This window comes from Actinomyces naeslundii, assembly GCF_001956585.1.
GTDB lineage: Bacteria > Actinomycetota > Actinomycetes > Actinomycetales > Actinomycetaceae > Actinomyces > Actinomyces naeslundii.
Genome location: NZ_MSRR01000036.1, coordinates 1 through 23915, shown reverse-complemented (window position 1 = coordinate 23915; position 23915 = coordinate 1). Strand labels below are relative to the sequence as shown.

The following is a 23915-nucleotide window of genomic DNA, read 5'->3' as shown; positions in this document are numbered from 1 at the left end:
TGGGACCCCACCACCCCAGCACCCTCACCTCACGCAACAACCTAGCCGAGGCCTATCGCGCCGCAGGCAGGATTGAGGATGCGGAGAAGCTCTTCGAGACGCCGTCGGGCTCCGAGCAGGACGGCACCGAGGAGGACCCGGACCAGATGACCGGCGACTGACCGCCACAGGGCGCCGTCATTGATGTCGGTGGGCTGTGAGACAGTGTCCGCATGCGGATCCTCCACACCTCCGACTGGCACCTGGGGCGCACCTTCCACGGGCGCGTGCTCGATGACGCGCACGCCGCCTTCGCCGACCACCTCGTCGAGCTCGTCACCGCCGAGTCAGTCGATGCCGTCCTCGTCGCCGGGGACGTCTACGACCGCGCCATCCCACCCAATGACGCCGTCGCCCTCCTCGATGAGACGCTGCGCCGGCTGACCGAGCGTACCCGGGTGGTCCTGACCCCCGGCAACCATGACTCCGCCCGCCGCCTCGGCTTCGCCGCCGACCTCATGCGCGAGGGCCTCATCATCCGGGCCCGCACCGCCGGCCTCGACGGCGGCATCATCCTCCCCGACGCGGACGGCAACGATGCCGCCATCGTTCACGCCCTGCCCTACCTCGACCCCGACGCCGCCCGCGAGATCCTCCCGCCCCTCCTCGCCGAACGCCTCGGCGAGGAAACCCCCGCAAAGCAGGCGGCCGACAACGACCAAACCGAGGACGGAGGCACTTCCTCCCGTCCCGGCACACCGGAGCGCCCGCGCCTGCCCCGCTCACACGAGGCCGTCGTCTCCGCCGCCCTGCGCCTCGTGGCCGCGGACCTGGACCGCCTGCGCGCCGGCCGCAGCCGGCGCCTACCGAGCCTGCTCATGGCCCACGCCTTCGTCGTCGGCGGCGAGGCCTGCGAGTCCGAGCGAGACATCCGCGTCGGCGGCGTCGACTCCGTACCCTCCGGCGTCTTCACCACCCTGGGCGGCTCGCCCCTGGCCGAGCGCAGCGGCGGCCTGGACTACGTGGCCCTCGGCCACCTCCACCGGCCCCAGGAGCTCACCCGGCCCACCGGCCCGCGCCTGGTCTACTCCGGCTCGCCCCTGCCCTTCTCCTTCGACGAGGCCGAAGGCGCCCGCAACTCCGCCACCAAGTCCTCCGTGCTGCTGGACCTGGGCGCCGACGGCGTCACCGGCCTAGAGCGCATCCCCACCCCGGTCCTGCACCAGGTGCGCACCCTGACCGGCACCATGCCCGAGCTCCTCTCCCCCGCCTTCGACGACGCCACCGGCGCCTGGGTGCGCGTCATCCTCCAGGGCGAGCGGCCACCCGGCGCCCTGGCCACCCTCAAGGAGCGCTTCGGCAGCCTCCTGGCCTTCCAGCACGAGGCCCCCACGCGCACCGCCCGCGAGCGCATCGCCGTCACCGCCGCGGCCGACCCGCTGCGCATCACCGAGGACTTCTTCGACGACGTCTGCGGGCGCGCCCCGCAGCCCTCCGAGCGCAGCGTCCTGCGCAGCGCCTACGAGTCAGCCCTGGCGAGCGCGAGGAGCGAGCGATGAGGATCCACTCCCTGACCATGACCGGGATCGGCCCCTACGCCGGGCGGGAGCACATCGACTTCGACGCCGTGGGCGCCTCGGGCCGCTTCCTACTCACCGGCCCCACCGGCTCGGGCAAGACCACCATCATCGACGCGATCGTCTTCGCCCTCTACGGGGACGTGGCCGACTCGGCCGACTCCTCCAAGGAGCGCATCCGCTCCACCCTCGTGGGCCCACACACCGAGAGCGTCATCGAGCTCGTCTTCTCCACCGGCGCCGGCGTCTACCGGGTGCGCCGCACCCCCACCTACGAGCGGGCCAAGCGGCGCGGCCAGGGAACCACCACCCAGAACGGCACCGTCAAGCTCTGGCACCTGGCCGAGGTCGGCGGGGAGCCGCTCGACGAGCCCGTCACCCGCGTGGGCGACGCCGACGCGGAGATCGCGCGCGCCGTCGGGCTCAGCCGGGAGCAGTTCACGCAGACGGTCGTCCTGCCGCAGGGTAAGTTCGCCCGGTTCCTGCGCGCCGACTCCTCCGAGCGCCAGCACCTCCTCAAGGACGTCTTCGGCACCGGCATCTACGACGCCATCCAGGACGCCCTCATCCAGGCCTCCCGGGACGGGGCCCGGAGGGTCGAGCAGGCCGCGGCCGACCTGCGCGGGCAGGTCGCCTCCCTGGGACGGCACCCCCTTCTCGCCGAGGCCCCCTACCCCGCTGAGACCGCAGATGCCGGCGAGGAGATCGAAGACGCCAGCCATGGGGCGGTCCGGGATGACCCGTCGCAGGAGGCCCCGTCCGGAGGAACCCAGGAGGCACTGCCGCTGCCCATGAACGACGCCGACCGCGCGGAGCCGGAGGAGGCCGACGCCGGTCCTGCTCCGACGCCGGCCCAGGCCTTGGAAGCGGCGATGGCGGGAGCCGCCCCGAACCTGGTGGCTCTTCGCCGCGTCGGCGCCGAGGCACTGGAAGCCTCCCGCAACCGGGTCGCATCGGCCGACGCCCGCTCTGAGGCCGCCGGGACGGCACTCACCCGGGCCCAGTCGGCACGAGAGGAGGCCCAGAGCCTCCACGACCTCCTGGAGCGACGCCGGGCACTGATCGAGGAGAACGAGCGGCTGGCCGAGCGCGCCGAGCAGGAGGCCGACGACGCCCGGCGTCTCCAGGACGCCGAACGCGCCTCCCGGGTGCGGCCCTACCTGGCCGCCGAGCAGACCGCCCATCGCCGCGCCCAACAGGCCGTCGCCGCACTGGCCGCCCGCGCCGACCAGAGCGGCCTGGCCCACCTGGCCGAGCAGGCCGGAGTCACCAGTCCCGGCAGCACGGAGGAGGCCACCGGCAGCGATGCTGACAGCCATGGCGCCGCGGTGACGCCCGCCGCCCTCGTCGAGCCCCTGGTCCGTGAGGCGCAGCGCCAGCTCACCACCCTCGAGGATCAACCCAGCCAGGCGAGCGCCAGCAGTACCGAAGTGGACACGGACCCACAGGACTCCAAGGCGGCAGAATCCCCTATAGCGGCCGATGAGTCGGAGACGGACATCGCTGAGGCCCTGAGCCCCCGCGACCTTGACGACCTGGCGCACCACTGCCGTCACGAGCACGGGCAGCTCGAGACCCTCGTAGGCCTCGAGGCCGGCCTCCCCGCACGCGAAAGCGCCTTACAGCAGCGGGAGGCGGAGCTGCAGCACTCCGCCGGCCAGTTGGAGCAGCGCGCGGAGAAGCTCGCCGAGCGCCCCGCGCAGCGCACCGCCCTAGTGGAGACGCTGGAGGCGGCGCGCGCGGCCCGCGCGGGTCTCGAGGGCCTTCAGGATCGCCGCACCCGAGCCGAGGAACGTCACCGGGCGGCCCTGGCCGTCGAGCAGCTCAGCGCCCAGCTCGCCCAGCGAGACGCTGCCTGCACTCAGGCGGCGACGCTCGCGCGGGAGGCGACCGAACGGGTTCGCGCCACCCGCCTGGCATGGATCTCCGGGACCGCCGGGGCACTCGCCGGTGAGCTCACCGAGGGCGAGCCCTGCCCCGTGTGCGGCTCGACCACGCACCCCTCCCCCGCCACCGCCGGCACCGACGGCGCCACCCGCCAGCAGGTCGAGGCCGCTGAGGAGCACCAGCGGCAGTCCGACGAGGCGCTCAGCGGCGCCGTCCGGGAGCGCGACGCCTGTGCCACCCGGCTTCAGGAGGCCCAGCGCACCAGTGACGGCATGGATGTCGCCGCCGCCAAGGAGGCGCTGGAGGCGGCCGCCACCGCCCTGGCCACGGCGCGGGCCGCAGCCGACGGCGTCGAGGAGCTGGTGGAGCGGCTCGAGGCCTTCGATGCCGGCACCGAGCAGGAGCGCGCCGCGCTCGATACCGCCCGCTCGGCCCAGGAGTCGGCCCGCAGTCGCATGGAGGCCGACCGCGAGGCTCTGGCCCAGGACCGGCGACGCTGCCTCGAGGCGCGCGAGACCTGGCCGAGCGTCACCGCCCGCGCCGCCGCACTCCTCGTGCGGGCACAGGAGGCCGAGGACGCCTCCGAGGACGTCGACACTGCCCGCACCGCCCTGGCCCAGGCCCGCAGCGCCCTGGCCGACCTGGCCGCGGCGCTGGAGGAGGAGGGCTTCACCAGCGCGGCTCAGGCAACGGCGGCCTTCATGGAGCGCGGCGCTGTCGAGGCCCTGTCCACAACCGTGCGCGCCGCCGCCACCGCCCGCGAGCGGGTCCGTATGGGGCTGGAGGACCCGCAGATCGCCGCCTTGAGCGGCCAGGAGGAGGACCGTCTCGAGGATGCCTCCGCTGAGCTCGCCCGGGCGGATGCCGCCGCCAGGCAGACCGCCTCCCTCCAGGCGCGCACCGCCGAGTCCCACGAGCACCTGCGCCGGGCAGTCGACGGCGTCGAGCAGGCGGCCACCGCCTATGAGGAGGCTGCCGGCTCCAGCGCCGACCTCATCCGGGTGGCCTCGCTCGCCCGCGGGGAGAACGAGGCCGGCACGCCCCTGGCCACCTGGGTGCTGCAGGCCCGCTTCGAGGAGGTCCTTGTCTTCGCCAACGAGCGCCTGTCCCAGATGTCCTCCGGGCGCTACGAGCTCATCCGAGTCGCCGAGGAAGCTAGCCAGCGCCGGCGCCGCAAAGGACTGGGGCTGGCCGTCGTCGACCACCTCGGTGACGAGCGCGCCCGCGACCCCCGGACCCTCTCAGGCGGGGAGACCTTCTACGTCTCCTTGTCACTGGCCCTCGCCCTGGCCGACGTCGTCTCAGCCGAGTCCGGGGGCGTGAGCCTGGAAACCCTCTTCATCGACGAGGGCTTCGGCACCCTGGACGCCGACACTCTCCAGACGGTCATGGCCGAGGTCGACCACCTGCGCGCCGGCGGGCGCACGGTCGGCATCGTCTCCCACGTGGCCGAGCTGCGCGACCAGATCGCCGAGCGCATCGCAGTGCGGCGCGTCGCCTCGGGCGGGTCCACCCTGAGGGTGACCGCCTGAGACGACGCGCCGCGAACGCGTTCTCCTCACCGGTGCCGTCCCAGCGGCCGGCACCGGCCTGCCGTCCTAGTAGACGCCGGAGGAGGACTCAATCGTGATGGTGGGATCGCCGGAGCCCTCCGGCAGCTCCACCTTCCCCGAGAAGGTGAACTTCGCCTTGCGGGAGCTGGGGTTCTTGTCGAAGGCCGACGGCTTGGGCGAACCGGAGATGTTGATCTCGTCGGACTTGAAGGACAGGTCGGTACTGTCCTCGGAGAACTCCACCTTCGTGGCGTCCTTGTCCACCGACAACGAGGTCATGTCCGTGGAGGTCTCGAAGGGGCAGAGCTTGTCCGTGTTCGTCGGAACCGTCGCGCAGGACTTCGTCTGCTCCTTGACCTTCTCCAAGGCCTTGGTCTTCAGCTCATCGGTGGGAGTGGCCTCCACCTTCTGGCTGCCCGCCGTTTCAAAGGACGAGTTCGCGCTCGCGCCTGAGGGAATCAGCGTGAGCGAGGACTCCTTCACGGTCAGATACTTGCTGACGGAGTCCGAGGCCGCCACCGGGTAGACACCCGGGTAGGCGTACTGGGTCGCGTTGCGAGTGCCACCCCACCCGCTGTCGTCCTTAGCCAGGTCGACGGCGACCCCGCCGACCTTCAGCCCGGGAAGCGTGGAGGAGCTGAAGTCCGTGGAGACCACAAGGGCCTTGTCCACCTTCCAGGTCTCCAGCCCGAAGGAGCCGGAGCTCTTCGAGGCGGTGAAGCTGTACTCGAAGGCCTTTCCGTTCAGGGACAGGTGAGCCTTGATCGTGGCGGAGTTACCGGAGATCGTGGGCTCGTCGATCTTGGAGACCTTGATCCTCGCCGTGGCGGCCTTCATGGCCTCGTCGGTCAACAGCTTGCGCTGGTCATTGGGAACGCCCGGGTCCACCATCTTGGTGGCCTCGGCGGCCTTGCCCTCCGACAGGAGCGTCAGGTAGCTCTCGACCGCCTTGTCGGGCCCGCGCATGCCGTTGACGACGTTGAGCGCGACGACGCCGACCACGACCAGCGCCACCACGACACCGGCCACGGTCAGCCCCAGGACGACCTTGCGGCGTGAGGCGGCGTTCATCGGGGCGGGCTCGGGCAAGGCGCCCGCCCCGCCCGCAGCGGCTGCGCCGTCGACGCCGGGAACTGGGGCCGGGGCCTGTGACGCGGGGGTGGTCTCCGTCCACTGGCCGGTCGCTGGATCCACCGAGAAGACCGCACCCGTGGCCGTGTCCGTGGCGGTACTGGCCCCGGTGACCGGGTCGGTGCCGTAAACCCACTGCTGGGACGACGTCGTCGGCCGACTGCCGGAGGTGCCCGCACGCCAGGCCGCACTGGCCTTCTTCCCACCGGCCAGCTGCAGCACTGCCGGGAAGGTGGAGTAGATCCACATGGGGAGCAGCTCCGCCAGAACGGAGATGATCGCCACCACGATCCCGAACATGAAGAAGGTCAGGGCATTGGGCTGGATGCCTTAGGAGAGCTGGCGAGCGGCCTCGCCGTCCGAGGAGCGCAGCGGAGCGTCGGTGCCTGAGAAGTGCAGTGGGAGCAGGCCGTAGAAGACGATCGCCCCCAGGACGAGCGACACGAGCGGGAGCTGCCAGACTCGCGCCCACTCGGCCCGCCCAGTGCGAGCACGCCTGACGCCCACGCGCACCGCCGCCGCCACGATGGCGATGATCATGGCCACGAACAACAGGATCGACCAGCTGCCGAACCAGGTCCAGGCGTAGGCGTCGCCGCCCTTCTCGCCGCCCAGGGACGGCATGTAGTAGGCCAGGTCCATGGCCTGAGCGGTGTCCGCGGTCAGGCCGCCCAGGGAGCCGAGTCCCAGAGCGATCAGCACCAGGTTGGGCAGGAGAACCGGGAGCAGGAGGATCGAGGCGAACCCCCATCCTCGAGTGAGCGCCGCCGCAATGTAGGCGACGATGACGAAGACTCCCAGAACCACACCGAGCGCGACACTCAAGGCGCCCAGCTCACGGCCGGCCTGAACCACCTGGCCCGGCAGGCGCTCGAGCAGGGGCCCGCCACTGCGGGCCACCACCAGTGCCACGAAGACCACGACAGTCACCAGCAGGATCGTCATCAGCGGGGAGGACGAGACCACGACCCGCTCCAGCCCCAGCATCTTGATGCTCAGGGAGAAGGGGGCCGTGACCAGGCAGGACAGTAGTGCCACCGCGAAGGCCTCGACTCCGGCCCTCGCCAGCGTCGGAACGAGCGGGGCCGCCGATCCGTCAACTGCAACGCGACGTCGAGCCAGCACGTAGACCCCGATACCGGCGGCGGTCAGCGCCCCCATCGGAAGCAACGTGAAGGTCAGGGTGACGGTCTCATAGGAGGTTGAGCCCGTCATGGCGAACTGCCCGCCCAGGCTCCAGCCCATGAGCAGCGGCAGCATGGAGAAGGTCGTCGGGAACGTGTCCGTCGTGTCCATGGTTGTGATGGCCACGAGCGTGAGGATCGCGCTGACGGCCGCAGATCCGAGCACGACCGCCAGCGTCAGGCCCGTGGAGGTCAGACCCGGAGCGCGGAGCCACGCGGTGAAGGTCTGCGCCAGGGGCGAGGACTGCCCGACCTGCTGGGGCAGCCCGACCTGCTGGGGCTGCGCGAACCCGCCTGGTGCCTGAGGCATCGGCTCTCCCGGAGCAGGCGCCACGGCGACCGGGGCACCCACGGCCTGCGGGGCGGCCACGGGCTCGACGCCGGCGGCCGGTGCCGGGGGCGGAGGAACCTCGGTCGCACCCGGCGGGGCCGCGACCGCACCCGGCGGTGGGGCCGGAACAGCAGCGGGCGGTGGGGCCGACGTGGCAGCGGGTGGCGGTGCCGGCGCAGCAGCGGGTGGCGGTGCCGGCGCGGCAACCGGCGGTTCAGACACGGAGGCACCCGGCGGCGGCGGAACCGGAATGGCGGGGAAGCTGCCGGTCTCTGGCCCAGATGTCATCGGGGGTGGAGGCGCAGGAGCGTCGCCGGCGCTGTGTGAGGACTCAGGAGGAAAACTACTGTTAGACACAGGGCTGCCTTCGATAGGGATTCGAACAGGGTAGTTCTACCCCATCAAAACCAGCCACACATCTATTTCGTGACCCGGTCTTGACATGTGACCCCGCTGTCCACAGCCGAGCATCGACGCCGCCACGATCAATGCGCCGAACGTCCTACCGCCTTCTGTCTACCCTTCACCGCCGGCCTGCTCACCGTCTCCCTGCTGGCCATCGCCGCCTTCCTGGCCAGTGCCGTCCTGGGAGCCGTCCTGAGTGCCGTCCTGCTGGTCACCGGACTGCTGGTCGCCACCCTGCGAGTCAGCTCCCTGCGGGTCGACGCCCTGCTGAGCGGCCTTGTCCTTCACCGTGTTGAGGACGCTGATGATGTCCTCACGCCCGGGGAAGGAGACTCCTGACTGCAGGGTGTTGAGGACCTGGTCGATGTCGCCGGTCTTGATCTGGCCGGCAAAGTTCTCCGCCTCAGCCATGGTCTGCGTCTTGAGGACACCGGCTCCGTAGTAGACGCCCGCAGCGGTCGCCGCCAGGGGCAGGAACAGCGCGGCCAGAAGCAGCAGTGCCGCCGGAGCCTTCGGCTTCGCCCGCGCCAGGGCCGTGCAGGCGACGAAGAAGGCGATGAAGGCCAGTACCGCTCCACCGCCGACCGCGCCGATCGCGGTCCAGTTCGGGGTCCAGGACCGGCTCGAGATGATCTCGAAGACATGAAGCGTGGTCAGCAACGTGTACGTGCCCCATCCCAGGAGCCCGGAGGCCACCAGCACCATGATCGTCCCCACCGGCAGCGCGGCTGTACGACGGCGCTCTGGCGGGCGAGGAAGCGCCACTGGACGCTCCGGCTCGGGCTCGTTCCAGGTCTCCTGCACCGGGCCCCGCGAGGCCGCCGGCCGAGCGGGCTCGGGGTTGACGTAGACCGGCTGGACCTGCTGGACCGGCTCAGCCGGGTAGGTAGCCTGCATCGGCATGGCCATCGTCTGCGGCGCCGCCTGCATCGGCTGGAGGACCTGGGTGTACTGGCTGCGCTGGTCGGGTGAGGCGGCCAGCTGCGGGGTCGACGTCGACGGCGGCAGGTAGCCCCAGCCCTCGCCTCCGGGCGGCATGGCGATCGCCTCCGTCGCTCCCGCCTGCGCCTCGGCCTGGGCGAGGTCGATCCGCTCGGTCGGCCGTCCACGGTCAACATGGTCGACGCGGTCGACTGCCGCATCACCCTCGGCGTCGTCGTCGAACTGCGGCCCACGGGAGAGAGGACGGGACACGATGAGGCTCCTTGCCACGGGGGGTATCGATTGGGTCTCTACGCCCCCGAGGCTACGCCACCGACGCCGTAGGCACGAGGAGCCGCAGGTCCTCGTGCGGTGACTCACCGCATGTTGTCTCGCACCGCGAGCGCCGAACGCGGGGCCAGGACCACATGGCCCGTGCAGGCCTCGCCGGTCAGCAGGTCGGTGCCCACGATTCCGGCCACCTCGGCGGCCCGGTCACCGTGGTTGAGCAGGAAGAGGATCTCCCCGCGCCGCTGGGCCTCCACGCCGTCGGGCAGGTCGGCCACGACCGGCCGCACCCGGGCGTGCGCGCACACGAGTCTCAGCAGGGCGGCCCGGCTGAGGGCGTCGAGGTCGGCGGCCACGTACCAGGCCGCCCCCGCCGCGCCTCCCACGGCGCGCCGGGTGATGGCGGGCCGCCCGGCCAGGTCCGCTCCCCCACCGCGGCCGTCGAAGACCGCCACGACCTCGGCCGGTTCCCATCCCTGAGCGGCCTCGTCGTCGCCGGGTGCTTCGTCGACTCGGATCTCCTCGGCCCAGCCGCCGGCGCGCAGGTCGGGGGCCGGTGAGCCCATCCGGTCCAGGACCCGGTGAAGCGTCTCGGCCACAGCCTCCAGGCCCGTCCAGGTCTCGGCGGCGGGTGTTCCGACGACGCGGCTGAGACGGTTGACGAGCGAGCCTCGCGGGTCGGACTGCTCCACCGGCCCGCTTAAGGCGGCATGGTCGGTGACCCGCACCCCGAGCAGGGGCCGCAGCGATCCCAGGTAGCCGCCCAGGACCGCCCCGACGCCGGCGTCAACGACCCCGGTGGGGCCGACCACGACGACCTGGGCGCCCGCGGCGGCGGCCTGCTCCAGGCTTCGGGCGAGCCCGGGGTAGTCGATGAAGATGGCGGGAACGATGATGAGCCGGTAGCCACTCAGGTCCGCTCCCGGATCGGTTTTCGCCGGGATGACGTCGGTGGCGATCCCGGCCTCCCACAGGCTGCGGTGCCAGGATCGGGCTGTCTCGAAGCGCTCACCGAGCTCCACCGGGCCAATGGCTGCGCTTATCGCCCACTGGCTCTCCCAGTCCAGGACGACGGCTGCCTCGGCGCGCACCGGCTCGCCCAGGACCGGGCCGAGCCGTTTCAGGGCCCGACCGGTGGACACCACCTCGTCCCAGGTGCGGCTGGCGCGCCCGGCGTGGGGGACCATGCCGGAGTGGAAGGTCTCGGCGCCCTGTCGGGACTGGCGTCACTGGAACTGCAGGATGCCGTCGGCGCCGTGGGCCACGCGCGCCAGGGACCACAGGAGGAGCTGTCCGGGGCGCTTGGGTGAGTTGCGCCCGCGCCACTGGACGGCGCTGGGCGCCTGCTCCATGAGGATCCAGGGCCTCCCACCCGCCAGGCCCCGCATGAGGTCACCGGCCCAGGCGACCTCGTGGGCGGCGGCCGGGTCGGCGGGGTCGGGGTAGGAGTCGTCGGAGATGATGTCGAGTGACTCGGCCCAGCGCCAGTAGTCGGTGGCCGGGAAGTCGCCCATGAAGTTGGTGGTTACCGGCTGGCTCGAGCGCTCGCGCAGGATGCGGGCCTCGGTCTCCATGAGGCTGCGCAGCTGGTGGTCGCTGAAGCGCCTCCAGTCCAGAAGCTGGGCGGGATTGTGGAAGGTGGGCATGGCCGCCGGTGGGGAGACCTGCTCCAGGCTCGTGTAGCGCTGGGACCAGAAGTCGGTGCCCCAGGCGGTGTTGAGGCGCTCGACGTCGCCGTAGCGGTCTGCCAGCCAGGCCCGGAAGTCCTGGGCGCAGGCGGGGCAGAAGCACTCGGCGGTGTGGCAGCCGTACTCGTTGCCGACGTGCCACATGACGACGCCGGGATGGTCACCCAGGCGCTCGGCCAGCGCCCTGGCCAGGGCGGCGGAGCGCTCCCGGTAGACGGTCGAGCTGGGGCAGTACTGCTGGCGCGAGCCGAAGCCCAGGCGCACGCCGTCGGCGTTCACCGGCAGGGAGTCGGGGTGGTCGGTGGCCATCCAGGCGGGCGGCGAGGCGGTGGCGGTGGCCAGGTCGACGGCGATCCCGGCGTCGTGGAGGCGGTCCACGATCTCCACGAGCCAGTCGAGCTCGTAGCTTCCCTCGCGCGGCTCGAGTCGTGCCCAGGAGAAGATGCCTAGGGAGACCAGGTTGACGCCGGCCTCGGCCATGAGCTCGAGGTCCTCGGCGAAGGTGGCCTCGTCCCACTGCTCGGGGTTGTAGTCGCCGCCGTAGGCGGGGCTGGTCAGCCCCAGCAGCTCGTGGGGCGCCGGGCGACGCGCGGTGGCGGGACCGGGCGTCCGCTCGGGTTGGTGTGTGACGGCTGCGGCAGAGTGCACGGGGCTGGTCATGGGCTGATTCTCCCCCACTGCCCACACCCCGGCGCCCGGATCGGGAAGCCGCACGCAGAATTCAGCTGATCGTTGAGCGCGAGCCCGTCAGCCAGGCCAGCGGCACCGTGGTGAGGAACAGTCCCTGCCACTCGCGCTCCCACAGCAGGGCGATATCGCCGTTGGGAAGCTGGGCCATGCACTGGTAGACGTAGTGGCGCGGGTTGATGACCCGGTTGTGGGGCCAGGTGGCGCCGTCGTCGTGGCTCAGGCGCATGACGCCGCAGCCGCGGAAGGGCAGCATCTGGGAGGCGTTGGCGAAGACGATGCTCCTGCTGCCGGGGTCGGCGACTCCGGCGGCGTCATGAGCGCCGGTAACGGCGATGGCGTTGGGCTGGGAGAAGATCTCGGTGAGCTGGTCGTGGTAGTCGACCTCGCCCCAGGTGGCACCGCCGTCCCGGGAGACGGCATGGGCGACCCGCCCCGCGGGGTGCTGGTTGCGGGCCCAGACGTGCACGGCGCCGTCGGCGCCCTCGACCAGGACAGACTCGTACAGGCTGGCCCGCTCGTCGGCCAGGTCGCGCGAGGAGACGACCGCGCCCAGGACCTCGCGCCCGTCGTTGGGTGAGGCGCCCAGGGTCCAGCTGGCCCCGCCGTCGTCGGAGTAGATGGCGGCGCAGGACAGGTAGCCGGTGCCGCCGGCCTCGTGGCTGTAGTAGACGGGGACGAGGATGCGTCCGGCGTGCTCCGCACCGGTCAGCTGGATGGCGTTGCCGGGGCCGGTGCCCAGGAAGCACATCCAGTCGGCCTTGACCTGGGCGGTGATGTCGATCGGCTCGGACCAGGTGGCGCCCTCGTCGTCGGAGGTGATCATGAGCAGGTGGGAGCTGCGGTGCTGGAAGAGGCAGTCCTCGGGGGCCTGCTCGTAGGCGAGGTAGATGCTGCCGGCGGCCTCGCCGTCCAGGAGGACGTCACCGGCACGGGCACACGTCGTGGCGTCAGCGCCCAGGACGACGCGGTAGTCGGTGGGCTCGCCCGAGGCAGTCACCACGGTGCCGTCGGGCTCGACGGCGAAGAGCTCTCCGACGCGGTTGTGCAGCATGCGGCGCCCCTGGGCGTCGAAGCCGGTGCCGACGACGGCGTTGGGCTGGCCGACGCCGCCGGGGAACTGGTCGACCAGGCAGATGACGCGGCCGGTGGAGCGGTCCTGCACCAGGACGGAGTCGATGAGGGAGGCCCCCAGCGCCCCGGTTCCCGGCAACGAGAGGAGGGTGCGCATCTCCTCCCAGGTCTGCCCGCCGTCGAGGCTGCGGCGCATGACGAGGTTGATGTCGTTGGGAGCGTCGTTGGGGATGGAGACGCGCTGGTCGGCGCCGGCCAGGACGACGCCGCTGTCCAGGGTGAGCAGGGAGGGGATCCGGTAGGACTCGGCGCCGTGGTAGCCGGTGTCGAACAGGGCGCGAGTGGGCAGCGGGGAGGCCCCTGCCAGGCGCTTGATCTGGGCGTCGGTGAGGGCGGCGTCGTAGATCATGGCGGTCTGGGCCTCACCGAAGAGGCGCTTGCCGTCCAGGTCGGCGCCCACCACCACGCGGGCGACCGGTGCGATGTCGGCCAGGAAGGCGCTGCCGGGGGCGTGGGCGACCTGGTAGCCGTCGACGTGGATCTCCGTCGCGCCGCGGGCCGAGGTCACGACGACGTCGTGCCAGGTGCCGTCGTCCCAGTGGCCCGGGGCTCGCACCTCGATGAGGGGCTCCGTCTCGGACGAGTCCGCTCCGGGCAGGATCCGGTAGGACAGACCCCCGGCGTCGATCTCGAGGTGCAGGGTGCCGTCCTTTCCGCACGCGGCGATGACGGTGCCGGCCTGTCCACGGCCTCGGGTGCGGAACAGAGCGCGGATGGCGCCGGTGGTCAGGGCCCCGGTGCGGCGGGCGTCGCGTGCGGAGAGCTCACTGGCCGCGAACTGGACCATCGGGGTGGCGGCCAGGGACTGGGCCATGACGGCGCGGTCGCTGAGGGGCTCGGCCCAGACGGCCAGGCGGGTCACCTCCGCGATCCCGTCGGGGTCGATGCTCACGCCGGTCAGGCCGATCTGGGCGAGGAATGCGGCCAGGGTCGTGGAGAAGCACTCGTAGCCATCGGCGTAGAGGTGGGTACCGGTCTCGTTGACGCTCAGGGCGATCGTGTGGGGGCGGCCGTCGTCCAGGCCCAGGGCGTCCTCGGCGTCGAGGATGCGCCGCTCGACGCCGTCGCCCGCCGCCGGCGAACCGTCGGCTCCGAGCACCTGCTCGCCGTAGAGGCGGCCTCCGCGCAGCTCCAGCGCGATCCGCCCGTTGGTGCCGGTGAGCGTCATGAGGGTGGCGTCGGCCCTGGCGGAGACATCAAGGAGGATCGTGCCGCGCTCGCAGACGGCCAGAGCGGCGAGGTCGCGCTCGCTGACACTCAGCGGGGAGGAGGCATCGGATGGGATGAGTTCGAGGAGCATGAGCCGGGTCTCTCAGGAGAGTATCGACTTTCTGGCGGAGTGATGCGGTGAAGCGAAGCCTGTGCGCGACGGTGCGCCACAACGCCATTCAGTCATATGATGTCTGACGTATCGCGCACTGTAGCACGATTCCAGAACCTCAAGGAGACCCTATGTCCGCCTCAGAGAATCGGACTGAGAACCAGACTGAGCACCAGGCTGAGAAACCCGCTGAGCACCGCGCCGTACCGTTCGTCGTCGGCGCCTACCCCATGCTTCCCCCGAATGACGAGGACCGCCGCGGGGCTGCTGCCCTCTACGCCGACCTGGCCGACCTCGGTTGGGTCGACGGCATTGAGCTGCCCTTCCGGGAGGCGCTCGACGCGCCCACGCCATGGCTGGCCGAGCAGCTGGCGGGGCGCTTCACCCAGTGCGTCGTCACGGCGATTCCGGGAACCATGGGACGTGCCGGGGCCGATCCCGCCTTCGGCCTGGCCTCCCCCGACGACGATGGGCGCGGCCAGGCCCTGGCCTACACCCGCTCGCTGCTCGAGGCGGTCGACCGCCTCCACGAGGCTGCGGGCCAGCAGCTCGTCACCCGGGTGGAGCTGCACTCGGCGCCCCACCATCAGGCCGGCGCCGAGGCCTTCCACGCCTCCTTGAGCGAGCTGGCCGAGGACTTCGCCTCCCGGAACCTGGGCATGATCGTGGAGCACTGCGACGCCGAGGGCGGTGTGGGTCCCTCGGAGAAGGCCTTCCTGTCGCTGTCCCAGGAGATCGCCGCCTGCCGCGACACCCCGGCGCTCATCACCGTCAACTGGGGACGCTCCGTCATCGAGACCCACGACCCGACCACCCCGGAGAGCCACGTACGCGAGCTGGTGGAGGCCGGCCGCCTGGGCGGAGTCATGATCTCGGGCGCCGGTCCCGAGGAGACCCAGTGGGCCTGGGCGTGGGCCGACGCGCACCTGCCGCTGGCCGAGCACGAGCCGACCAGCTGGCTCACGCCCGAGCGGGTGGCCGCCACCATGCGTGCGGCCGCCTTCGCCCAGACCTATGAGGGCCTCAAGATCAATACCCCGGCCAGTGCCTCCCTGGAGGAGAAGCTCGCCTGGGTCGGCCGTGTCCGCGAGGCCATGCTCAGCGCCTGAGTCGCCCTCGTACCTCTGCCCGCCCTCACACGACGTTCGGCCCGATCCCCTACCGGGGAGCGGGCCGAACGCTATGCCATCCTCAGGCCGTGCGGGCCCAGTGAGGGCTCGATCAGAACTCGACGTCCTCGCTGCTGGAGAAGCCGGTGCGGAAGTCGTCGGAGAAGTCCGCACGCAGGTCGCCGCCGAAGTGGAAGTCGTCCAGGGCGACGGACTCGCCGAAGACGTTGTCCCCCAGGTCCACGCGGGAGAAGACCTCGGCCTTGACCTCCTCGGTGGGCTCGACCTCGATGTCCGAGTACCGGGCCAGTCCGGTACCGGCGGGGATGAGCTTACCGAGGATGACGTTCTCCTTGAGCCCGAGCAGCGGGTCGGACTTGCCGTTCATGGCGGCCTCGGTGAGCACGCGCGTGGTCTCCTGGAAGGAGGCGGCGCTCAGCCAGGAGTCCGTGGCCAGCGAGGCCTTGGTGATTCCCATGAGCTCGGTACGGCCGGTGGCGGTCTTACCGCCCTCGGCCATGACCCGACGGTTCTCGGCGCGGTAATGCATGACATCGACCAGGTCACCCTGGAGGAGGTGGGTGTCCCCGGAGTCCAGCACGGTCACGCGGCGCAGCATCTGGCGCACGATGACCTCGATGTGCTTGGAGTGGATGTCCACGCCCTGGGAGCGGTAGACCTCCTGGACCTCCTCCACGAGGTGGCGCTGGGTGGCGGCCACCGAACGCAGGCGCAGGACCTTCTTGGGGTCGACCGGCCCCTCGGTGAGGGCCTGGCCGGGCTCCACGTGGTCGCCGTCGGCCACCAGCAGGCGCTGACGACGCGAGACCGGGACGATGACGTCCTCCTCGCCGTCGTCACGGGTGATGACCAGGCGCTTGCCGTCGGCGTCGTCCTCGATCTTGAGGGTGCCGGCGGCCTCGGCCACGGCGGCCTCGCCCTTGGGTGTGCGGGCCTCGAAGAGCTCCTGCACACGGGGCAGACCCTGGGTGATGTCGGCGGCGCCGGCCGCGCCACCGGTGTGGAAGGTACGCATGGTCAGCTGCGTTCCGGGCTCACCGATGGACTGGGCGGCGATGATGCCGACGGCCTCACCGATGTCCACGCGCTTACCGGTGGCCAGCGAGCGGCCGTAGCAGGCGGCGCAGGTACCGACGTTGGAGTCGCAGGTGAGCACGGAGCGGACCGTGATCTCCTCGATGCCCGCGTCGATGGCGGCCTGGATCTCGGCGTCGCCGAGGTCGGCGCCGGCCTCGATGATGAGGTTGCCCTCGGCGTCGATGGCGTCGCGCGCCAGGGTGGTGCCGAAGACGGTGGTGCCCAGGATCTCCGAGGGCTCCTTGATGAGCTCGTCGCCGGCCTCGATCCAGGAGAAGATCCGCTTGGTCAGGCCCTTGCGGGTGCCGCAGTCCTCCTCGCGGACGATGACGTCCTGGGAGACGTCGACCAGACGACGCGTGAGGTAGCCGGAGTCGGCGGTACGCAGCGCCGTGTCCGCCAGGCCCTTACGGGCGCCGTGGGTGGCGATGAAGTACTCCAGGACGCTCAGGCCCTCGCGGTAGTTCGACTTGATGGGACGCTCGATGAGGCGCTGCTTGGGGTCGGCCACCAGACCGCGCATACCGGCGAGCTGGCGGATCTGGTCCCAGTTGCCTCGGGCCCCGGAGACCACCATCTGGTAGACGGTGTTGCGCTGCGGGAAGTTCTCGCGCATCGCCTCGGCGACCTCGGCGGTGGCCTTGGTCCAGATGTCGATGAGCGAGGCGTAGCGGTCGTCCTCGGTGAGGGCACCGAGCTCGAACTGCTCCTCGATCTCGGCGGCCTCGTTCTCGTAGCGAACGAGGATCTCCTGCTTGGCCTCCGGGGAGACGACGTCGGCGAAGGCGACGGTGATACCGGACCAGGTGGACCAGTAGAAGCCGTTGGCCTTGAGGGCGTCCAGGGAGGCGGCCACCTCCACGCGGGAGTAGTTCTCCGCCAGGGCGTTGACGATGTTGCCCAGCTGCTTCTTGTCCACGACGTAGTTGACGTAGGGGAAGGTCTCGGGCAGCGAGGTGTTGAACAGGGCCCGGCCCAGCGAGGTGCGCAGGGTGATCGGGTCGCCCTCGCTCCACCCCTCGGGCGGCTGCCAGCCCTCGGGCGCGGCGATGCCCTCCTCGAAGCGGATGTCGCAGGCGGCGTTGACGTGGAGCTTGCCGAAGTCGTAGGCCATGACCGCCTCCGCGAAGGAGGAGAAGGCCGGGACGATCTCGTTGCCCTCGGCGTCGCGCTCGACCTCGACCGCCGGGTCGGGGTCGGAGGTGAGGTAGTAGGTACCGATGATCATGTCCTGGCTGGGCATGGTCACAGGGCGCCCGTCAGAGGGCTTGAGGATGTTGTTCGAGGACAGCATGAGGATGCGGGCCTCGGCCTGCGCCTCGGCACCCAGCGGCAGGTGGACGGCCATCTGGTCGCCGTCGAAGTCGGCGTTGAAGGCGCCGCACACGAGCGGGTGCAGCTGGATGGCCTTGCCCTCGATGAGCTGGGGCTCGAATGCCTGAATACCCAGGCGGTGCAGGGTGGGGGCGCGGTTGAGCAGCACGGGGTGCTCGCGGATGACCTCGGCCAGGACGTCCCAGACCTTGGGGTTGGCGCGCTCGACCATGCGCTTGGCGGCCTTGACGTTCTGGGCCTCCTTGAGCTCGACGAGCCGCTTCATGACGAAGGGCTTGAACAGCTCCAGGGCCATCTGGCTGGGCAGACCGCACTGGTGCAGCTTGAGCTGGGGGCCGACGACGATGACGCTACGGCCGGAGTAGTCCACGCGCTTGCCCAGGAGGTTCTGACGGAAGCGGCCCTGCTTGCCCTTGAGCATGTCGGACAGGGACTTCAGCGGGCGGTTGCCCACGCCGGTGACCGGGCGGCCGCGACGGCCGTTGTCGAACAGGGCGTCGACGGCGTCCTGAAGCATGCGCTTCTCGTTGTTGACGATGATCGTCGGGGCGCCCAGGTCCATGAGCCGCTTGAGGCGGTTGTTGCGGTTGATGACGCGGCGGTAGAGGTCGTTGAGGTCGCTGGTGGCGAAGCGGCCACCGTCGAGCTGGACCATGGGGCGCAGGTCCGGCGGGATGACCGGGATGTTGTCCAGGACCATCGACTCCGGGGCGGTGCCGGTCATGCGGAAGGCGTTGACGACCTTGAGACGCTTGATGGCGCGGGTCTTGCGCTGACCGGTGCCGTTCTCGACGATCTCGGCCAGGGAGGAGGCCTCGCCCTCCAGGTCGAAGCTGCGCAGGCGGGCCTGGATGGCCTCGGCGCCCATGGAGCCCTTGAAGTAGATGCCGTAGTCGGCGACCATGTCGCGGTAGAGGACCTCGTCACCCTCCAGGTCACCGACCTTGAGGCTCACGAAGCGGTCCCACACCTTGTCCATGTGCTCCAGGGCTCGCTGGTTGCGACGGCGCATGGCCGTGATCTCGCGCTCGGCGGTCTTGCGGAGCTTGTCGCGCTGGGAGGCCTCGGCGCCCTCGGCCTCGAGCTGGGCGAGGTCCTCCTCAAGGCGCTGCTGGCGGGCCTCGACCTCGGCCTGGCCGGACTCCTCGAGGTGCTTCTTCTTGACCTCGAGCTCGTTGCGCAGCGAGGGCAGGTCGTCGTGACGGCCCTCCTCGTCGACCTCGGTGACCATGTAGGCCGCGAAGTAGATGACCTTCTCCAGGTCCTTGGGCGCAAGGTTGAGCAGGTAGCCCAGGCGCGAGGGAACACCCTTGAAGTACCAGATGTGGGTGACCGGAGCGGCGAGCTTGATGTGGGCCATGCGCTCGCGACGCACCTTGGAGCGAGTGACCTCGACCCCGCAGCGCTCGCAGACGATGCCCTTGTAGCGCACGCGCTTGTACTTACCGCAGGCGCACTCCCAGTCCCGGGTGGGGCCGAAGATCTTCTCGCAGAAGAGGCCGTCCTTCTCGGGCTTGAGGGTGCGGTAGTTGATGGTCTCGGGCTTCTTGACCTCGCCGTGGGACCACGAGCGAATGTCCTCCGCAGTGGCGAGGCCGAGCTGGATCCTGTCGAACACGTTGGCGTCGAGCACAGTTCCTACTTCCGATGGTGAATCTCATCAGGTGGTGGTCTGGGGGCGTTCCGTCGTCGTTGTTCCATGACTCCGACGGCGCCTGCGAGCCTGGTGGGAGGGCGGGCGGCGGACCTGCCGCCCGCCCTCAACCGGGGCTCGATGAAGTTGTCACGAAGTCGTCACCGCAGTGGCCACTCAGATCTCGTCGACCGTGGAGGCGGTGGCTCCACCCGGACGCCGGCCCAGGTCGAAGCCGAGCTCCTCGGCGGCGCGTGAGCCGTCGTCGTCGGTGTCGTCCAGGGCGATGGCGCTGCCCTCGGCGTCCAGGGCCTCGACGTTCAGGCACAGCGACTGCATCTCCTTCATGAGCACCTTGAAGGACTCGGGGATGCCGGGCTCGGGGATGTCCTCGCCCTTGACGATGGCCTCGTAGACCTTGACGCGACCGTTGACGTCATCGGACTTGACGGTGAGGAGCTCCTGGAGGGCGTGGGCGGCGCCGTACGCCTCCATGGCCCACACCTCCATCTCACCGAAGCGCTGACCACCGAACTGGGCCTTACCACCCAGCGGCTGCTGGGTGATCATGGAGTACGGGCCCGTGGAGCGGGCGTGGATCTTGTCGTCCACGAGGTGGTGGAGCTTGAGGATGTACATGTAGCCCACCGAGATGGGGTACGGGAAGGGCTCGCCGGAGCGGCCGTCGAACAGGCGCGCCTTGCCGTTGGGCTCCACCAGCTGCAGGCCGTCGGAGGTCGGCAGCGTCGAGTTCAGCAGCCCCATGAGCTCGTTGTCGCGCACGCCGTCGAAGACGGGTGTGGCCACGGGAGTGCGGGGCTCGGCCTTGATGCCGTTCTCGGGCAGGTTGGCAGTCCAGGCCTCGCCGGCCTCACGGGCGGCAGTGGCGTCCCAGCCGCGGGAGGCAACCCACCCCAGGTGCAGCTCGAGGACCTGGCCGACGTTCATACGGCTGGGCACGCCCAGCGGGTTGAGGATGACGTCGACCGGGGTGCCGTCGGCCAGGAAGGGCATGTCCTCCACGGGCAGGATCTTGGAGATGACGCCCTTGTTGCCGTGACGGCCGGAGAGCTTGTCACCCACGGTGATCTTGCGTCGCTGGGCGATGTAGACGCGCACCATGCGGTTGACGCCCGCGGGCAGCTCGGCGTCGTCGGAGGCGGCGTCGATCTCGCGCACGCCGGTGACGATGCCGTACTCACCGTGGGGCACGCGCAGGGAGGTGTCGCGGACCTCGCGGGCCTTCTCACCGAAGATGGCGCGCAGGAGGCGCTCCTCGCTGGTCAGCTCGGTCTCGCCCTTGGGGGTCACCTTGCCCACGAGGATGTCACCGCTGCGGACCTCGGCACCGATGCGGATGATGCCGCGCTCGTCGAGGTTGGCCAGGGTCTCCTCGCTGACGTTGGGGATGTCCCGGGTGATCTCCTCGGCACCCAGCTTGGTGTCGCGGGCGTCGACCTCGTGCTCCTCGATGTGGATCGAGGTGAGCATGTCCTCGGCGACCACACGCTGGGAGACGATGATGGCGTCCTCGTAGTTGAGACCCTCCCAGGTCATGAAGGCGACCAGGAGGTTCTGGCCCAGGGCCAGGTCGCCCTCGTTGGTAGCGGGGCCGTCGGCCAGGACCGAACCGACCTCGACGCGCTCGCCCTCGGTGGCCACGACCCGCTGGTTGTAGCAGTTTCCCTGGTTGGAGCGGCGGAACTTGGCGACCTTGTAGACCTTCTCGGTGCCGTCGTCGTTCGCCACGCGCACGAAGTCAGCGCAGACCTCGGTGACGACTCCGGCCTTGTCGGCCACGAGGACGTCACCGGCGTCGACGGCGGTGCGCCGTTCCATGCCCGTGCCCACCAGCGGGGCGTCGGGACGGATGAGCGGCACGGCCTGGCGCTGCATGTTGGCGCCCATGAGGGCGCGATTGGCGTCGTCGTGCTCGAGGAAGGGGATGAGGGAGGTACCCACCGACACCATCTGGCGCGGGGAGACGTCCATGAGGTCCACCTGCGAGGAGGGCACGAGGGCCGGCTCACCGCCGGTGACGCGGCACAGGACGTGGTCCTCGGCGAAGTGGCCGTCCTCGGTGAGGGTGACGTTGGCCTGGGCGATGACGTGGCGGTCCTCGTCGTCGGCCGTCAGGTAGTGGGTCTCGTCGGTGACCTGGCCGTCGACGACGACGCGGTAGGGGGTCTCGACGAAGCCGAAGGGGTTGATGCGCCCGAAGGTGGCCAGCGAGCCGATGAGGCCGATGTTGGGACCCTCGGGGGACTCGATGGGGCACATGCGCCCGTAGTGCGAGGTGTGGACGTCGCGGACCTCCATGGAGGCGCGCTCACGGGACAGACCGCCGGGACCCAGGGCGCTCAGACGGCGCTTGTGGGTCAGGCCCGCCAGCGGGTTGTTCTGATCCATGAACTGGCTCAGCTGGGAGGTGCCGAAGAACTCCTTGATCGCGGCCGTCACGGGCCGGATGTTGATGAGCGTGTTCGGCGTGATGGCCTCGACGTCCTGGGTGGTCATGCGCTCGCGCACCTGACGCTCCATGCGGCTCATACCAGTGCGCACCTGCGCCTGGATGAGCTCGCCGACGGCGCGGATACGACGGTTGCCCAGGTGGTCGATGTCGTCGTACTCGACGGCGATCTCGGTGATCTCGCCGTCGCGCACGCCCTCGACGGTCTCGGCGCCGGCGTGCAGGGCCAGCAGGTAGCGCAGGGCCGCGACGATGTCCTCGATCCGCAGGGTGGACTCGGTCAGGTCCGAGGCCAGGCCCAGCTTCTTGTTGATCTTGTAGCGACCGACCTTGGCCAGGTCGTAGCGCTTGGGGTTGAAGTAGAAGTTCTCCAGCAGGGTGCGGCCGGCCTCGACGCTGGGCGGCTCGCCGGGGCGGATCTTCTTGTAGATGTCCAGGAGCGCCTCGTCCTGGGTGGTGATCTTGCGGTCCTCGTCCAGCGCGGAGGTCAGGGCCGGGAAGTCGGCGAACTCCTTGCGGATCTCCGACTCGTCCATGCCCAGGGCCAGCAGGAAGACGGTGATGTCCTGCTTGCGCTTGCGGTCGATGCGCACCGCGACACGGTCCGACTTGTCGATCTCGAACTCGAGCCAGGCGCCGCGCGAGGGGATGAACTTGACGTTGTAGACGTACTTATCCGTGGCCTTCTCGGTGGTGCGCTCGAAGTACACGCCAGGTGAGCGCACGAGTTGGGAGACGACGACGCGCTCGGAGCCGTTGACGATGAAGGTGCCCTTGTCCGTCATGAGCGGGAAGTCGCCCATGAAGACCGTCTGGGACTTGATCTCACCGGTGGAGAAGTTCTCGAAGTCCGCCACCACGTAAAGAGGGGCGGAGTAGGTGAGGTCCTTCTCCTGGCACTCCTCAGCCGTGTACTTCGGCTCCTCGAAGCGGTGGTCGTGGAAGGACAGGGCCATGGTCTCCCCGAAGTCCTCGATCGGGGAGATCTCATCGAAGATCTCCTCCAGACCGGAGGTCTCGGGCAGGGAACCCGGGTGCGCCTTGTTGGCGGCGATCATCCGCTCACGCCATCTCTCGTTACCGACGAGCCAGTCGAAGCTCTCGGTCTGGAGGGCGAGCAGATTCGGAGCCTGCATGGGCTCAGCGATCTTGGCAAAGTTGATACGACGCGACGCGGTACGAGCGGCGATGTCAGCAGCAGTGGGTGCAGAGGTGCGCGAGGCAGCCAAAGGGGGATCCTTCCCTCAGATCGGGGATCACACAACGCGCACCGCGAGCAAAGGGTTGAGTAGAATCTGCGGTGTCGGGCTCGCGCCCGCCAGGGTTCCGGTCGGGCCGAGGCCCGCGCGGAGGGCAGATACTCCTCGCGCCAATACACACAATGCACGCAAAGCGCTAGCGTACACGGCCGACGTCAAGGACTCCACGCCGATTCCCACCTCGTCCTTGCGATTCCCACCACAGTCGCGCATACTGCCCCGCCGGCGCCCTCCGCGTGACTTGAATCCCTCAGCACGATCGGTTCTCGGAGCAGCTGAACCGGTTCGCGCCAGGCCGCTGCCGCCCCTTCGCACCTCCCGGCCACCCCCGTTCCCACAGCCGACGCCGCTAACGCCGCCGAGAACGTACTTTCCGCTCGGCGACTGCGTTCTCCCGCAGACCACTGGGGACGGACCTCAGTCGTCTGCAGGACATCGCAGTCCTCGCGGCACAAGTACGTTCCCGATCTCCTCGATCCCCGCCGAAGCGGACAGCGAGCAGAATCCATCTCGACGTCGTCGGGCCGTAGCGAAGCCGACCACAGGGGCACGATGAAGCGCCAACGAGGGCTTCGCTCCCACTACCCCTCCACCAGGAATCCGCAGCCTCCCACAGCTCCGGGATCCACAGCAGGGTCTTTCTCCGGCGAGACGCCGCCGGATCCACAACCTCAGGGGCCTGCGCTCGTCACAACTGTGCCCCCTGAGGAGACTCAGCGCATGAGCCCCATCGCAGCCTCCGCCAGTCGCCCCGTTTCCGTCTGCCCGGTCCCTGCACACCTTCGACCAACCATCATCTACTCGGGCCGCCGCAAGCGCTTCACTGCGTCGCGCAATCCCGGTCTGCTGCGACTCATGTCAGGCGCCTACCTATGCCCCGCCCCAGGCCGACAACGCTGGGAGCAGGGTGGGTCTCTTAGTGTGG

General features: G+C 70.2%; 10 protein-coding genes and 1 pseudogene. 4 read left to right on the top strand and 7 right to left on the bottom strand.

What is annotated here, in order from left to right:
* The 3 genes from BKH33_RS13780 to BKH33_RS13075 all read left to right on the top strand — a co-directional run.
* Nucleotides 1-161, top strand: a 161-nt coding sequence (locus BKH33_RS13780) for a tetratricopeptide repeat protein (protein WP_143229072.1), incomplete at its 5' end; no start/stop codon positions are given.
* Nucleotides 162-212: 51 nt separating this feature from the next.
* The gene (locus BKH33_RS13080) at nucleotides 213-1538 is read left to right on the top strand and encodes a metallophosphoesterase family protein (RefSeq protein ID WP_076142794.1); all 1326 of its coding nucleotides are present in this window, start codon (nucleotides 213-215) and stop codon (nucleotides 1536-1538) included.
* Nucleotides 1535-4975 (top strand): AAA family ATPase, encoded by a 3441-nt coding sequence (locus tag BKH33_RS13075; RefSeq protein ID WP_003781748.1) that lies wholly within the window; start codon nucleotides 1535-1537, stop codon nucleotides 4973-4975. Before BKH33_RS13080 ends, BKH33_RS13075 begins: the two co-directional genes overlap by 4 nt.
* Nucleotides 4976-5041: 66 nt before the next feature.
* On the opposite strand, the gene BKH33_RS14240 is transcribed toward BKH33_RS13075, so the two are convergent.
* The 5 genes and pseudogenes from BKH33_RS14240 to BKH33_RS13055 all read right to left on the bottom strand — a co-directional run bounded on the left by BKH33_RS14240 (nucleotide 5042) and on the right by BKH33_RS13055 (nucleotide 14065).
* Nucleotides 5042-6427: a hypothetical protein gene (locus tag BKH33_RS14240; RefSeq protein ID WP_244157430.1), complete on the bottom strand. Its 1386-nt coding sequence runs from the start codon at nucleotides 6425-6427 to the stop codon at nucleotides 5042-5044.
* A 30-nt stretch (nucleotides 6428-6457) separates the two neighbouring features.
* On the bottom strand, nucleotides 6458-7864 hold the full coding sequence (locus BKH33_RS14300) for a hypothetical protein (protein ID WP_275935697.1): 1407 nt from the start codon (nucleotides 7862-7864) through the stop codon (nucleotides 6458-6460).
* Between the two features lie 294 nt (nucleotides 7865-8158).
* Nucleotides 8159-9241, bottom strand: coding sequence for a hypothetical protein (locus BKH33_RS13065; RefSeq protein WP_003779726.1), 1083 nt, complete (start codon nucleotides 9239-9241; stop codon nucleotides 8159-8161).
* 104 nt (nucleotides 9242-9345) lie between these two features.
* Nucleotides 9346-11604, bottom strand: a pseudogene (locus BKH33_RS13060) (beta-galactosidase).
* Nucleotides 11605-11665: 61 nt separating this feature from the next.
* Nucleotides 11666-14065, bottom strand: coding sequence for a sialidase family protein (locus BKH33_RS13055; protein ID WP_003784579.1), 2400 nt, complete (start codon nucleotides 14063-14065; stop codon nucleotides 11666-11668).
* Nucleotides 14066-14217: 152 nt separating this feature from the next.
* Here BKH33_RS13055 and BKH33_RS13050 point away from each other — a divergent pair, with 152 nt between their 5' ends.
* Nucleotides 14218-15195, top strand: coding sequence for a DUF4862 family protein (locus tag BKH33_RS13050; protein WP_003784574.1), 978 nt, complete (start codon nucleotides 14218-14220; stop codon nucleotides 15193-15195).
* A 112-nt stretch (nucleotides 15196-15307) separates the two neighbouring features.
* On the opposite strand, the gene BKH33_RS13045 is transcribed toward BKH33_RS13050, so the two are convergent.
* Both BKH33_RS13045 and rpoB read right to left on the bottom strand, forming a co-directional pair.
* Nucleotides 15308-19261, bottom strand: a complete 3954-nt coding sequence (locus tag BKH33_RS13045) for a DNA-directed RNA polymerase subunit beta' (RefSeq protein ID WP_003784573.1) — start codon at nucleotides 19259-19261, stop codon at nucleotides 15308-15310.
* A 177-nt stretch (nucleotides 19262-19438) separates the two neighbouring features.
* Nucleotides 19439-22960, bottom strand: a complete 3522-nt coding sequence (rpoB, locus tag BKH33_RS13040; protein ID WP_076072741.1) for a DNA-directed RNA polymerase subunit beta — start codon at nucleotides 22958-22960, stop codon at nucleotides 19439-19441.
* Nucleotides 22961-23915: the final 955 nt, after the last annotated feature.

Excerpts from the sequence above, each read along its gene's own strand:
- BKH33_RS13080 (WP_076142794.1), top strand. The coding sequence starts at position 213 with ATGCGGATCCTCCACACCTCCGACTGGCACCTGGGGCGCACCTTCCAC.
- BKH33_RS13075 (WP_003781748.1), top strand. The coding sequence starts at position 1,535 with ATGAGGATCCACTCCCTGACCATGACCGGGATCGGCCCCTACGCCGGG.
- BKH33_RS14240 (WP_244157430.1), bottom strand. The coding sequence starts at position 6,427 with ATGTTCGGGATCGTGGTGGCGATCATCTCCGTTCTGGCGGAGCTGCTC.
- BKH33_RS13055 (WP_003784579.1), bottom strand. The coding sequence starts at position 14,065 with ATGCTCCTCGAACTCATCCCATCCGATGCCTCCTCCCCGCTGAGTGTC.
- BKH33_RS13050 (WP_003784574.1), top strand. The coding sequence starts at position 14,218 with ATGTCCGCCTCAGAGAATCGGACTGAGAACCAGACTGAGCACCAGGCT.